General features: G+C 72.6%; 12 protein-coding genes. 6 read left to right on the top strand and 6 right to left on the bottom strand.

Annotation, left to right across the window (positions count from 1 at the left end; translation table 11 throughout):
- Window positions 1-47: 47 nt before the first annotated feature.
- On the bottom strand, window positions 48-1,253 hold the full coding sequence (locus tag IE251_RS13870; protein ID WP_189753212.1) for a CaiB/BaiF CoA transferase family protein: 1,206 nt from the start codon (window positions 1,251-1,253) through the stop codon (window positions 48-50).
- A 143-nt stretch (window positions 1,254-1,396) separates the two neighbouring features.
- Window positions 1,397-2,596 carry an acyl-CoA dehydrogenase family protein gene (locus IE251_RS13865; RefSeq protein WP_189753211.1) on the bottom strand — a complete coding sequence of 400 codons (1,200 nt, stop codon included), beginning with the start codon at window positions 2,594-2,596 and terminating at the stop codon, window positions 1,397-1,399.
- 267 nt (window positions 2,597-2,863) lie between these two features.
- On the opposite strand from IE251_RS13865, the gene IE251_RS13860 reads away from it, so the two are divergent.
- Together IE251_RS13860 and IE251_RS13855 are read left to right on the top strand one after the other, a co-directional pair.
- Window positions 2,864-4,021 carry a TrbL/VirB6 family protein gene (locus IE251_RS13860; RefSeq protein WP_189753210.1) on the top strand — a complete coding sequence of 386 codons (1,158 nt, stop codon included), beginning with the start codon at window positions 2,864-2,866 and terminating at the stop codon, window positions 4,019-4,021.
- 87 nt (window positions 4,022-4,108) lie between these two features.
- A complete protein-coding gene (locus IE251_RS13855; RefSeq protein ID WP_229896740.1) occupies window positions 4,109-4,309 on the top strand; it encodes a hypothetical protein in 201 nt (66 codons plus the stop codon).
- Between the two features lie 15 nt (window positions 4,310-4,324).
- Here the strand turns inward: IE251_RS13855 and IE251_RS13850 are convergent, their stop codons facing one another.
- On the bottom strand, window positions 4,325-4,549 hold the full coding sequence (locus tag IE251_RS13850) for a hypothetical protein (RefSeq protein WP_189753209.1): 225 nt from the start codon (window positions 4,547-4,549) through the stop codon (window positions 4,325-4,327).
- Window positions 4,550-4,900: 351 nt separating this feature from the next.
- Here IE251_RS13850 and gap point away from each other — a divergent pair, with 351 nt between their 5' ends.
- Entirely contained in the window at window positions 4,901-5,899 is a 999-nt protein-coding gene (gap, locus tag IE251_RS13845) for a type I glyceraldehyde-3-phosphate dehydrogenase (RefSeq protein ID WP_189753208.1), read from the top strand.
- A 71-nt stretch (window positions 5,900-5,970) separates the two neighbouring features.
- On the opposite strand, the gene IE251_RS13840 is transcribed toward gap, so the two are convergent.
- Entirely contained in the window at window positions 5,971-6,669 is a 699-nt protein-coding gene (locus tag IE251_RS13840; protein WP_189753207.1) for a tectonin domain-containing protein, read from the bottom strand.
- Between the two features lie 257 nt (window positions 6,670-6,926).
- On the opposite strand from IE251_RS13840, the gene IE251_RS13835 reads away from it, so the two are divergent.
- The gene (locus IE251_RS13835; protein WP_189753206.1) at window positions 6,927-7,697 is read left to right on the top strand and encodes an MBL fold metallo-hydrolase; all 771 of its coding nucleotides are present in this window, start codon (window positions 6,927-6,929) and stop codon (window positions 7,695-7,697) included.
- Window positions 7,698-7,791: 94 nt separating this feature from the next.
- Here the strand turns inward: IE251_RS13835 and IE251_RS13830 are convergent, their stop codons facing one another.
- Together IE251_RS13830 and IE251_RS13825 are read right to left on the bottom strand one after the other, a co-directional pair.
- The gene (locus IE251_RS13830) at window positions 7,792-8,319 is read right to left on the bottom strand and encodes a DinB family protein (protein WP_189753205.1); all 528 of its coding nucleotides are present in this window, start codon (window positions 8,317-8,319) and stop codon (window positions 7,792-7,794) included.
- A 100-nt stretch (window positions 8,320-8,419) separates the two neighbouring features.
- Window positions 8,420-9,070 (bottom strand): CatB-related O-acetyltransferase, encoded by a 651-nt coding sequence (locus tag IE251_RS13825; RefSeq protein ID WP_189753204.1) that lies wholly within the window; start codon window positions 9,068-9,070, stop codon window positions 8,420-8,422.
- Window positions 9,071-9,397: 327 nt separating this feature from the next.
- Here IE251_RS13825 and IE251_RS13820 point away from each other — a divergent pair, with 327 nt between their 5' ends.
- Both IE251_RS13820 and IE251_RS13815 read left to right on the top strand, forming a co-directional pair.
- On the top strand, window positions 9,398-10,360 hold the full coding sequence (locus IE251_RS13820; RefSeq protein ID WP_189753203.1) for a thiopeptide-type bacteriocin biosynthesis protein: 963 nt from the start codon (window positions 9,398-9,400) through the stop codon (window positions 10,358-10,360).
- A 2-nt stretch (window positions 10,361-10,362) separates the two neighbouring features.
- A complete protein-coding gene (locus IE251_RS13815; RefSeq protein ID WP_189753202.1) occupies window positions 10,363-13,209 on the top strand; it encodes a lantibiotic dehydratase family protein in 2,847 nt (948 codons plus the stop codon).
- Window positions 13,210-13,225: the final 16 nt, after the last annotated feature.

The raw sequence follows: 13,225 nt of genomic DNA, 5'->3' as shown, positions 1-13,225 counted from the left end.
GACGCCCCGTACGACGCCCCGTACTCCTCCCCCGGTACGCCTCTCCCTCACCGCCCCACGTCGGCCGTGCCGGTCACCTCGGCCACCTGCTCGGGGGTGTAGCCGATCTCGGCCAGGACGGACGCGGTGTCCTCCCCGAGTTCCGGGCAGGGCCGCCGTACCCCGGAGGGCGAGCCGGAGTAGCGGACGGGGTCGCCGATCACCCGGTAGGCACCGACGTGCGGGTGCTGCTGCACGTCGAGCATGTGCCCGTCGGCCCAGTAGGGGTGCTCGCCGGCGTGGTCGAGGTTCATGACCGGGGCGAACGGGATGGAGTGCCGCGAGCAGAAGGCCTCCCACTCCGCGGTGGTGTGTCCGTCGGTGTACCGGGCGAGCAGCTCGTACAGCTCGCCGATCTTCGACTGGAAGTTCTCGGGGGTGAAGCCGTCCAGTGCCTCGGGGTGCCCGACGAAGGTGAAGAAGGCCTCGGCGTCACGGTAGTTGTACGGCAGGACGCAGGCGTAGCCGTCCTTGGTCGGGAACGCCGCGTGCCCCGGTTCCAGGGAGCGCGGGAAGCCGACGGGGCCGGCCGGGGGCTCGTACGCCTGGCCGCCGATGTGCTCGACCAGGGTGAAGGCGAACATCGTGTCCGCCATCGGCACCTCGACGTGCTGGCCCTTGCCGGTGCGTTCCCGGCCCAGCAGGGCGGCGAGCACGGCGTAGGCGATGGTCATGCCGCAGACCTTGTCGGCCATGGCCGTGGGTACGTAGTAGGGCTGGCCGGTGACCCGCCGCATCAGGTCGACCATGCCGGAGGCGGCCTGGATGACCTCGTCGTAGGCGGCGTAGTCGGCGGCCGGCGAGTCGGAGCGGAAGCCCTGGGCGTTGCAGTAGACCAGGCGCGGGTTGCTCTCGGCGAGGTCCTCGTAGGTGAGGCCGAGCTTGCGCAGGGCCCGTGGGCGCATGTTGGTGATCAGCGCGTCGGCCGTGCCGATGAGGGCGAGCGCGGCCTGCTTGCCCTCGGGCGTCTTCAGGTCCAGGCGGACGCTGCGCTTGTTGCGGTTGATGTTGAGTGCCAGCGCCCCGATGGTGTCGGCGTCCCGCCGGTGCACATGACGCATCACGTCACCGGTGGGCGACTCGATCTTGATGACGTCGGCGCCGAGGTCGCCGAGGATCTGGCAGGCGTAGGGCCCCATGATGACGCTGGCCAGGTCGATGACGCGCAGGCCGTCGAGGGGGCGGGTGCCGGTTGCCGGGGTGGGGTGGCTCATGAACGTCTCATCCCCTTGTGGAGTGACGCATCCCGGTGCGGGATGGTGCAGGTGGGAGGTTGCGGTGAGGTGGGGGCGCGCGGCCGGGTACGGGCGATGGGGTCAAGAGCCCAGGGCTGGGGCGCGGGGCTCGGGGCCGGGGCTCAGACGAAGGCGCTGATACCGGTGGCCGCCCGGCCGACGATGAGGGAGTTCATGTCGCGGGTGCCCTCGTACGAGTAGAGCGCCTCGGCGTCGGCGAAGAAGCGGGCCGCCTTGTACTCCAGCAGGATGCCGTTGCCGCCGAACACCTCGCGGGCCCAGGCGACGGTCTCGCGCATCCGGGTGGTGCAGAACATCTTGGCCATGGCCGCCTGGGCCTCGCTCAGCGCGTCCTCGGCGTGCAGCTGGGCCATCCGCACCGCCATCGTCTGGGAGGCGGTGATGTTGCCGAGCATCCGGGACAGCAGGTCCTGGATGAGCTGGAAGCTCGCGATCGGCTTGCCGAACTGCTCGCGCTCCACCGCGTAGGCGCGGGCAGCCTCGTAGGCGCCGATCGAGCAGCCGATGGCCTGCCAGGCCACACCGCCGCGGGTGACCTTGAGGACGCGTGCGGTGTCGCGGAAGGAGTCGGCCCGCTGGAGGCGGTTCTCCTCCGGGACCCGGACGTCGTCCAGGACGATGTGGGCGTTCTGCACACCGCGCAGGGCGATCTTGCCCTCCAGCTTGCGGGCGGTGAAGCCCGGGGTGCCCTTCTCCACGACGAAGCCCTTGACCTGCCCGTCCGCCTCGTCGCGCGCCCAGATCACCACCAGGTCGGCGAACGTGCCGTTGCCGATCCAGCGCTTCTCCCCGTTGAGCACCCAGTCGCCGCCGTCCCGGCGGGCCGTGGTGAGCAGTCCACGGGCCGTACCGGAACCCACCAGCGGCTCGGTCAGACCGAACGCGCCGATCTTGCGCCACTCGACCATCTGCGGCAGCCAGCGCTGTCGCTGCTCCTCGGAGCCGCACTCACGGATGGAGCCCATGCCCAGCCCGCTGTGCACGCCGTAGAAGGTGGCGAACGAAGGGTCGACGCGGGCCATCTCCATGCTGATGAGGCCGCTCAGCAGCGGGCTGCGCGCGGTGATCCCGGGGGCGTCGCCGGGAATGCCGGTGATGCCGAGGTCGCGGATCGCGTCCACCAGGTTCAGCGGCGACTCGGCACGGGCCCACAGCTCGCCGGCGGTCGGTTCCACCTTGTCGGCGAGGAAGGAACGGATGCGTTCCAGCGTCTGCCGTTCCTCTGGTTCGAGCAGGTCCTTGATCCGGAAGAAGTCGCCCTCGACGGCGAACGGATCCACCTTCTTGTGCTGCGTGGCCATGATCGCCCTTCCGTGTCGGAGAAACATGCGGGGCACCGGGCCGTCCCGGGTTCCCCGGGTACCTGGGCGGGTGAGTCCTCACTCGCGCCTCGGTCCGCCGCCGATTGGCTTCTCTTCCAGTGCACGCCCGGCCGGCCCATAGGTCAAAGACGAAAAAACGACCAGGCTCCAAGGAGATACCAATGGCTGGCCCGCGCCGCGCGCCCTGCTCCATATGCCCGCAGAATGGGATGAAATGTCCGGCGAACCAGCGGAGGCGGCTCGGTGATGCGCGACAGCGCCGAGGACGGCGAGGGGCCTATCGAGGAGCGGCCGGAGCTGTACGACGAGGACCCGGCCGGCCTTGAGGACGAGGTCTACGAGGACGCGGCCGGCCCTGAGGACGAGGTCTCCGAGGAGACGGCCGACGCGGACGACGAGGTCCACGGCGACATGGCCGGCCCGGCCGGGGAGCCCCACGGCCGGAGGAGGGCGGCCGGCGCGGATCCCGATGTCTTCCTCGACGTCCCGGTGCTCAAGGTGGACCAGATCGATCTGGACGTGGAGGATCTGCGGGCGCACGTCTCGCTCCAGGCCGAGGTGCTGGACCTGCTGAGGCTGAACGTGGGCGCCGATGTGGCACTGGGCCGGGTACATCTGGGCATCTCGGGGGTGGAGGCCCAGGCCCGGCTGGAGGTGCGGCTCGACAACGTGGCGACGATCATCAACCGGGTGCTCACCACGCTCGACCGCAATCCGCAGCTCCTCGAGGAGCTGGCCCGCGGGGTGGGGTCCGCCGTGCGGGACGTCGGGAGCGGGGCGCGGCAGGCCGTCGGCGAGCTGGGGACGGGTGCGAGCAGGGCGGTCGGCGACCTCGGCAGCGGAGCCGCGTCGGCCGTGCGCGACGTGGGCCGAGGCGCCGGCCGAGGGGTCGAGGGCGTGGCCCGTGGCGCCGGCCAGGCGGTGGAGGGGGTGGGCCGTGGCGCAGGGCGGGCGGTCGAAGGGGTCGGGCGGGGTGCCGGCTCGGCCGTGGAAGGGGTGGGCCGTGGCGCCGGCTCGGCGGTGGAGGGGGTCGGGCGGGGTGCCGCGGGTGCCGTCCGGGATGTGGGCCGCGAGGCCGGGGGCACTGTGGCGGGTGCCGCGAGCGAGGTGACCGGGGCGGTCGAGGACGTACCCGACGCCGTCGCGGAAGCATCGGATGCCGTCGAGGACGTGGCGGGCGTAGCGGACGTTGTCGAGGACGTGCCGGGCGCCGCGCGTGGTGCCGTACGCAGGACCGCGGCTCCCGGAGGAGCCCGGGCGCGTGGGCCCGGTGGTGAGGTGCGGGATCCGGCCGTCCCCGGTCGTGGCGGCACCCGCGCGCGCCGAGTACGCGGCGAGGACGGGAAGGTGCCGCCTCGTCCCGTGCGTCGCCGTGCCCCGAGGGAGCGGGACGAGCCGCCCTGAACGGCCGGCGCCCCGGCGCCGGACGCCGCGCGCCCGCCCTGGGACATCGCGTTCCGGGCGACCGTCCGCGCCGATCGCCTTCGCTTCGTGGAGGGGCCGCGGACAGCGGTCCGCTTCCCCGGCACCGGGAAGCGGACATCGACGTCCCGCAGCGAGCGCACGAACGTTCCCGGCGAAGTCGTCGCCGGGAAGGAGTACCGGGACGCCCTGATCGTCTACCGCCTCGCGACCCGGCTCACCGGGCAGCCGGAAGACGGCCGGGACGACGAGGACGGTGCGGGCGCGTGAACGCTCGGCCGAGAGTCACATCTTGACGCGGCGCAACTCGATGTCCCGGTTGACGAAAAGGTGCACATACCCGCAGTGCCAGCAGATCAGCCCCGTCGCGGTCTCGTCCGCCCAGGCCAGTTTCATGAATTCCATGCCGGTGCTGTTGAGCTTCACGCCTCGCTCGCGGAAGAGCTCTCCCCGGCAGACCTGACAGGTGATCCTCATGTCGCCCAGCCAGGCGTGCACCGCCTTCGCCATATCCGCCCTCCCTGTACGTTCGCGCCCGGAGCAGGGCGGTGTGACGCAAGCACCGTGCCGTACGCGGCTGTTCGGTGCCGGGATGAACAACACCACACTTCCGGCCGGGATTGGCGGCAATTGAGCGAGATCTGAGGAAATGCGCCGAGCGTGCGGCGCGAATCGATGTCCCGGTTGGCGAAAGGTACGCGAACCATCCGCCGCCCCGCGCGCCGGCAAACCGGGGGGCCGGGACGGGCGGACACGGCCGGCCCATCGCCTGGCGCGATCCTTGCGAACCATGGCGCTCGCGCCGTCGGCACGGGCGGACGCGGCGATCCACGATGGTGGCGAACGGAAAGGAGAGCACTCATGACCCGCATAGCCATCAACGGATTCGGCCGCATCGGACGCAACGTGCTGCGCGCGCTGCTCGAACGCGACACCGCTCTGGAGGTCGTCGCCGTCAACGACCTCACGGAGCCCGCCGTCCTGGCGCGGCTGCTCGCCTACGACACGACGGCCGGCCGGCTGGGCCGGCCGGTGAGCGCCGACGGGGACACGCTCGTCGTCGACGGCCGGCGCATCAAGGTGCTGGCCGAGCGGGAGCCGGCGCGGTTGCCGTGGGCCGAACTCGGGGTGGACATCGTCCTGGAGTCGACCGGCCGTTTCACCTCGGCCAAGGCGGCCCGCGCGCACCTGGACGCGGGCGCGCGGAAGGTACTCGTCAGCGCCCCGTCGGACGGCGCCGATGTCACCCTCGCGTACGGGGTCAACACCGAGGCGTACGACGCGTCCCTGCACACGATCGTCTCGAACGCCTCCTGCACGACGAACGCGCTCGCGCCGCTGGCCTCGGTACTGGACGAACTCGCGGGCATCGAGCACGGGTTCATGACGACGGTGCACGCCTACACCCAGGAGCAGAACCTCCAGGACGGCCCGCACCGCGACGCCCGCCGTGCGCGTGCCGCCGCCGTGAACATCGTGCCGACCACCACGGGTGCCGCCAAGGCGATCGGACTGGTGCTGCCGAATCTGGACGGCAAGCTGTCGGGTGACTCGATCCGCGTGCCGGTTCCGGTGGGTTCGATCGTGGAGCTGAACACCACCGTCGGCCGGGAGGTGTCGCGGGACGAGGTGCTGGCGGCCTACCGCGCGGCCGCCGAGGGGCCGCTCGCCGGCATTCTCGAATACTCGGAGGACCCGCTCGTGTCGTCCGACATCACGGGCAATCCGGCCTCGTCCGTCTTCGACTCGGCCCTCACCCGCGTGGACGGCCGCCATGTCAAGGTGGTCGCCTGGTACGACAACGAGTGGGGCTTCTCGAACCGCGTGCTCGACACGCTCGGCCTGCTCGCCGCGAACTGACCCCGCCGCGAGGGCCGTACGGTTGCGGCGCCCCGGACTCCCGTGCGGGGCCGGGGCGCCGCCGTGCCCGGTCAGCCGGGCAGGTCACCGGTGTAACGGTAGATGTTCCCGGCGGAGTTGACTCCCCACACCGTGCCGTCCGCGCCCACCCCGATGTCCGACAGCCCACCGGGAATCTGCACCCACGGACTCGCGTCGTTGTTGGTGTAGTGGTAGATGTTCCCCGCCGAGTTCACACCCCACACCGTGGTGCGGGAGCCGGAGGCGATCGCCTTCAGTCCGCCGCTGATCTGCTTCCAGTGGCCGGACTCCTGGTCACCGGTGTAACGGTAGATGTTCCCCGCCGAGTTGACCCCCCACACCGTGCCGTCCGCACCCGCCCCGATGTCCGACAGCCCACCGGGAATCTGCACCCACGGACTCGCGTCGTTGTTCGTGTAGTGGTAGATGTTCCCCGCCGAGTTCACACCCCACACGTTCGTACGCGAACCCACCGCGATCCGCGTCAACCCACCACTGATCTGCTTCCAGTGACCGGACTCCTGGTCACCGGTGTAACGGTAGATGTTCCCCGCCGAGTTGACCCCCCACACCGTGCCGTCCGCACCCGCCCCGATGTCCGACAGCCCACCGGGAATCTGCACCCACGGACTCGCGTCGTTGTTCGTGTAGCGGTAGATGTTCCCCGCCGAGTTCACACCCCACACGTTCGTACGCGAACCCACCGCGATCCGCGTCAACCCACCGCTGATCTGCTTCCAGTCGGCCATCCGCCGACTCCCTTCGCTCGGGAAGCGCTGCCCTCGCATCCTGTCCGGGCAGAACGGTTCACCATGTAAAGCGAATTAAAGAATGATCTTCCATATTGTCTTGAAGGGTACGTTTCCCGCCGTGGCCGCCGCCCCCGACTGGCCCGTATCCATGCCCCGGCAGATCGAAGTGACGCGAACCGGTGTCATCCGTACAGGTGATCCGGGTGCAAGAAATTGACACTCACGTAAGATCATCCGCTCTATAGACTCCGCGAATGACCAGCGATCCTCTCCGGCTCACCGTCCTGGGCTCCGCGACGCCCCACGCAACCGTCGACAATCCGTGCTCCGGCTACCTGGTGTCGCATGGCGCCACCCGCCTCTGGGTGGACGCGGGCAGCGGGACGCTGGCGCAGTTGCAGCGGCACGTCCGGCTCGACGAGGTGGACGCGATCTGGATCTCGCACCTGCACGCCGATCACAGCGCGGATCTGCTCACCACGTACTACGCGGTGCTGTTCGCGAACGTCCGGTTCGACGCGCCCATCCCCCTGTACGGGCCGCCGGGCATCGCCGACCGGCTGGCCCGCTTCCTGACCAACACCTCGACGCGCAGCCCCGTCGAATCCGCCTTCGCCGTCCACGAGTTGGATGACGGGCATCAGGCGAGCGTCGGCGGTCTCACGCTGACCACCCGGGCGGTGGAACACGGCATCCCGGCCTTCGCCGTGCGCGTCGAGGCCGAGGGCCGGTCGCTGGTCTACTCCGGGGACACCGCTCCGTGCGCGAACCTCACGCGACTGGCCGAGGGATGCGACGCGCTGCTGTGCGAGGCCGACAGCAGCCGGGCCCCGGCCGACGGCCCCCAGGTGCACCACACCCCCGAGGACACCGGCGACACGGCGGAGGCGGCCGGGGCGCGCCGGTTGCTGGTCACCCACGTCGGCCCGGCCCTCACCCCGGCCGAAGCGGTACGCCGCGCCTCGGCCCGGTTCCGCGGCCCCGTCGACTACGCCGCCCCCGGCACCACCTTCTCGATCGCCTAGTCAGGCCTGCCGCGGCCGATGGACCGGGGCGTGAGGGCGAGCCGACAGACGCGGCCGGGCGCTCGCACGGTCCGTCCCGCGCCGCGCGCACGTCTCACGCGCCGGTGACTCCGTCGATCCGCTCGCGAATGAGGTCCGCGTGACCGTTGTGACGCGCGTACTCCTCGATCATGTGCACCAGGATCCAGCGCAGGGAGACTCCCCGGTCACCGGCGTGACCGGCCTCCCGCTCGGGCAGCCGGCCGGAGTCGTCCAGCGCCGCTCCGGCGATCACCGCACGCCCCCGGGCAACCTCCCCCCGCCAGACGGCCATCGCCTCGTCGAGTCCTCGTTCCGGGTCAAGGGCGAAGCCGTCCGGGTTGCTTCCCCCGAAGACCGGCGGCACGTCCCGACCGGCGAACACCCTTTGGAACCAGTTGCGTTCCACCTCGGCCATGTGCTGCACGAGGCCGAGCAGCGTCATCGGCGACGGTGGCACCGCGGCAAGGCGTAACCGTTCGTCCGGCAGGCCGGAACACTTCAGCGCGAGCGTCGCGCGGTGGAAGTCCAGCCACGCTCCCAGCATGGCGCGCTCGTCGGCGTGCGCGGGCGGGACGGGCCGTCCATCGGGTGTCGTCTTCATGTGCCCACCGTGGCAGTGGTCGCCAAGGCCCACGACCGTCTTCGCCGACGACGAACACGCGGGATACGTCCGGCCTCCGGCTCGGTCGGCGGTGGTGTCCTTACGACCGCGCGTCGCCCGGAGCGGCGGCCTCCAGGTCGGTGATGGTGCCCGACATGATCGTGCGCACGTGCTGGGTGATGTGCTCCGCGGGCCAGTCCCACCAGGCCACCGCCAGCAGCCGGGCGATCTCCTCGTCGGAGTAGCGGGTGCGGATGAGGCGGGCCGGGTTGCCGCCGACGATGCCGTAGTCGGGTACGTCGGCGGTGACCACGGAACCGGAGCCGATGATCGCGCCGTGTCCGATCCGTACGCCCGGCATCACCGTCGTACCGTGGCCGAACCAGACGTCGTTGCCGACGACGGTGTCTCCCCGGTTCGGCAGGCCGGTGAGCAGGTCGAAATGGTCGGCCCAGGAGCCGCCCATGGTGGGGAACGGAAAGGTGGAAGGGCCGTCCATACGGTGGTTGGCGCCGTTCATGATGAACCGCACCCCCGTCCCCAGCGCACAGAATTTACCGATGATCAGCTTTTCCGGTCCGTAGTGGTAGAGCACGTTGCGGGTCTCGAACGCGGTGGGGTCGTCCGGGTCGTCGTAGTACGAGTACTCCCCGACCTCGATCAGCGGGGACTTCACCAGCGGCTTGAGCAGCACCACGCGAGGCTGATCGGGCATGGGGTGCAGGACGGTCGGATCGGCGGGTACGGGCATGGCGGATCCCTCGGTGGTTGAGAAGCGGTGACGAACCGGTCCATGATCGCGTCGGTGCGCCGTCCCGGCCCACCTGTTTTCGGCCCCGTCGTCGTCCCAGCTCACGGGAGTGGTCGAGGGACTCGGGCGGCGTCGGCGGCCCGGATCGTGCGGTGGTCGTCACCGGCGGCGCCGGTGTGACTCGAGCGCGTCGGACGGGCTGTCACCGCGCGCGACATACCTCCCGCGCACTCCTGTTGATCATATGACCAATTCGCTTCCGCGCTTCGGAACGCATGCGACGTGGACATCACAGGAGTGGATTGCCCTTCCCGGTGAGGAGGTCGCATGGTACGGGTCGAGCGGTTACTGGCCGACTGCCTGGACGACGTACGTGCCGAGCCTCTGGGCACCGTCCCCCTCGCGGCCGAGGACCCCGGATACGCGGCGGCCCGACGGACGTTCCTGACGGCCGGACTCGAAGCCCTGCGCGCCCACGCCCCCGAGGCCGGCTGGGTCCAGCTCAACCTGGCCATCACGCCGCCACCGTACCGCCGACTCGCCACGACAGCCCGTGAGTTGCTCGGCACCGGACAGGCCCGCGACTTCTTCTTCATGCACAAACCCCCGGGGCTGCGCGTGCGGTTCCTAGCGGCGGAGCCGTCCCGGGCACCGGAACTGCGCGCCGACCTGCTGCGCCGGCTGACGCCGGAGCGGACCGGGGACGCAGGGACACCGCCCGTGGCCGGTGTGTACGAGCCGGAGACCTACCTCTTCGGCGGACCGCGCTCCATGCCCTGGGTGCACGAGCTGTTCACCGCGGACTCCCGGGCCTGGCTGGACGTGCACACCGCCGTGGCCGGTGACCCGGCTCCGGTCGGCTGGCGGGTGTCCCTGGCCTTGCTGCGCGCCGTGTTCGACGGGCTGGGCATCGTCGGCTGGGAGCACCGGGGGGTCTGGCAGGTCGTACGGGAGGAGACCGGCCGGCGGTTGCCGGGCGGCCTCGGCGAGCCGGACCTGCGCCGGGCCGCCGCCGGGATCCGCGCCTACTGGGAGCAGAGCCCCGAGGACCGGCTCCAGGCCCTGCCCAAGGCCTGGCGGGACGTCCTCGGTGAGCATCTGGTGGCGGTGGGGCGGGCCGCGGAGCGCTGGCACAGCCACTACTTCGCCTCCGGCGAGGCCACGGTCGGTCCGCGCCGGGCCGCCGCCCACCACGTGATCTTCCACTGGAACCGGGGCGCGCTCTCCACCGCACGCCAGTGCCTGCTCACCGAGGCACTCGCCGCCGACGGCCGGGAGGAGGCGGACTGAGCATGGAACACACACCGGCACAAGCGGCCCAGCCCGCCGACAGGCGGGACAGGCAGGAGAGGCAGGACGGGCAGGACAGGCACGCGAGGCCCGACAGCCACGACACGGCACCCGGCACCACGGCCCAACCCACGCCCACACCCGGCACGGCACCCGGCACCCCAGCCGTACCGGCCCGCGCTTGCGGCACCCCGCCCGGGGCCGCCCCCGTACCGGCTCAAGCCACCGAACCCGCCGACACGCGCGACACCCTGCTCGGGGGCACGGCGCTGCTGCGGCTGGGCGGCATGCCCGGCGCCGCCTGGACGGCCGGCGCCGCAGAGCACCTCTTCGAGGGTGCCGCCCGGCACGCCGACACCACCGAGCGGCTCGCCGCGCAGGCCCGGGCGCTGGCCGACCGGCTGGGTGCCGAGGTCGTACCCCACCCGTCGCTGGCGTCCGCCGACCGGGGCGCCGTACTGGCGCTGCGGCGGCGGCTGCACTCGGGTACGGCACCGGGGGCGCCTGACTGCGTGCTGCTGGAGCGCTCGGCCGCCGTGCCCGCCGACCTCGCCGGGCAGGCCCGCGCCCTGCTGCGCGGCGCCGAGGCGGCAAAGGCGGCACTGACCCGGCTGCGGCAGGAGGTGACGGCCGAGCAGCAGCGGGTCGCCGAGCAGGCGTGGCGCACGGCGTGCTCCAGCCCGGTGATGCGCGCGTTCCTGGACAGCACCGCTCCCGCGCTCGCCGACGACATCGAACGGCGGCTCGCCGACGGCCAGTCGTGGTCCGGCAAGCAGTTGCGCAAACGTGCCGCCTATCTGTGGCGCGTCGTGGGCCGGGCCGCGGTGAAGACGACGCCGCGCGGCTGGGCGGGCCAGATCGCCGCGCTCCCGGTGACCGACGGCCCGGACGACGGCTGTCCGCCGCTGCTCGCGCCCGGTACCCCCCTCGGTGCCCTCGCCGCGATCGCCGTGGAGAACGTGCACCTGCTGCGGGCCGGCTCCGCCCTCGCGGATCTGCGCACCGCCGACCCCGCGACCCTGCTCGCGCCGACGCCCCTGCACTTCGCCGAACCGTCCGCCCCCGCTCCCGGCGACCCGCCCGGACAGGTGCGCTGTTACGTCGTGGACCCCCGTGAACCCGGGCGGCTCCGGCAGATCGTGCTGCGCCGCACCCGCGTGCTGGAAAGCGTCCTGGCCCTGCTCGCCGACGGCCCGCGCACGCTCGGCGAACTGGACCGCGTGCTGCCGCCGCTGAGCGCCCCGCCCGGCCGGCCGGCCGTGGCCCCCGCGGTACTGCGCGGGTTCCTCCAGCACCTGCACGGGCTGGGGGTCGTACAGATCTGCCGGGCGCCCCGGCAGCACTGCTCCGGCTGGGTGCCGGTGGAGACGGTCGGCGCCACCGGCGCGCTGCCGCCGGCGCCCGCGGGCGGCGGGGCGGACGCCTGGTTCCTCGACTCCTATCGCCGGCTCGGCGCCGACGCCGCCGTGCCCGCGGCAGCCGCCGCACGCGTCCGGCGCGGCCTGCGGATCGCGGCCCGGCTCGCCGCCCTCCGGGAGGCCGACCGGCCGGCGGAGCCGCCGGAGCGACAGCCCTGGTTCGCCGGGCTGACCGAACAGGCGCGCCCCATCAGCGAGATCCTCGCCGACCGGCTGAGCGCCGACGAACCGCCGCCCGTCCGCCGCTACACGGGCTGGCACCCCGCCCACGACCCCGCCGGCGGCTACGCCCGGCTGCTGGCCCGCCTGGACGCCGCCGCCCGCTCCGGCACGGCCTGCGTGGACGTGGACGACGCGCTCCTGGACGAGCTGGGCGCACCGCCCGGCGGTGCCACGCTGCCGCCCTGGCCGGTCGACTGTCTGCTGCGCCCGCTGCCCCCCGCCGCCGACGGCGGCCCGGTGGCCGTGCTGGAGACCGCCTCGTCCGCCGGGGTGCTCGACGCCCGGTTCGCCGACGGACTGCGCACCCTGCACGGCGGCTACGGCAACAGCGACGCCTACCGCGCCTTCCTCGCCGCCGTCGAGGAGCGCGCCGGGGTCCGCTTCGTCGACCTGCTCGTGCCGCCGCTCGCCGAGCGGTCCGCCAACGCCGTGCGCCGTCCGGTGACGACCCGCTGGTGGACCGGCGACCCTGACCCCACGCCGTACTACGGCTCGCCCGGCGGGCACGCGCGCTACCTCCCGCTGGACCGCATCAGCCTGCGGCGCGCCCACGGCCGGATCGTCGCCGAGGCGGACGGGCGGCGCATCGTCCCCGTGTACCAGGCCACCCGCTCCCCCGCCCCGCCCTACGACACCCTCGTGCGGCTGCTGCTCGCGGCGAGCCATCCGGCCGCCTCCTATCTGGTGCGGCTGGACGCGCTGGACGCGGCGCTGCCCGACCGGGCCCGGCTGCCCCGGCTCACCGCGGGCGGCGACCTCGTCCTCGCCCCGGCGACCTGGCGCGTCGACCGAGGCAAGCTGTGGGAGCCCGGTGACGACCTGCTCACCAAGGTCCGGGTCCTCGCCCTGCTGCGCCGGTCCGCCGGTCTGCCCCGGCACGCGTTCGTGCGCACAGCCCCCGGCGCGAAGCCCGTCCCGGTGGACCTCGCCTCGCTGACGGCCCTCCAGCTGATCGAGCGGCTGTGTGCCCGGGAGGCGGGCACCGCGCTGCTGGTGGAGGAGATGCTGCCGGCCCCCGAAGACCTGTTGTTGCGTGACCCGCTGCACGGTGGCGCGAGCGTCGCCGCGCAGCTCCTGCTCCGGCTCCCCCACGACCGATGCGCCGGCCGGCTCGCCGAGGCCGCCGCCGACGCCCTGGTCCACGGCGGCCGGCACGACGTCCCCGGCCCGCCCGCCAGGCGGCCCGCCGGGGCGGCCAACACCCGATGAGTGAAAGGGGAAGTCC

It is taken from the genome of Streptomyces eurythermus (genome assembly GCF_014649115.1).
In the GTDB taxonomy this organism is placed as follows: Bacteria; Actinomycetota; Actinomycetes; order Streptomycetales; family Streptomycetaceae; genus Streptomyces; species Streptomyces eurythermus.
This window is presented reverse-complemented; position numbering and strand designations above follow the sequence as displayed.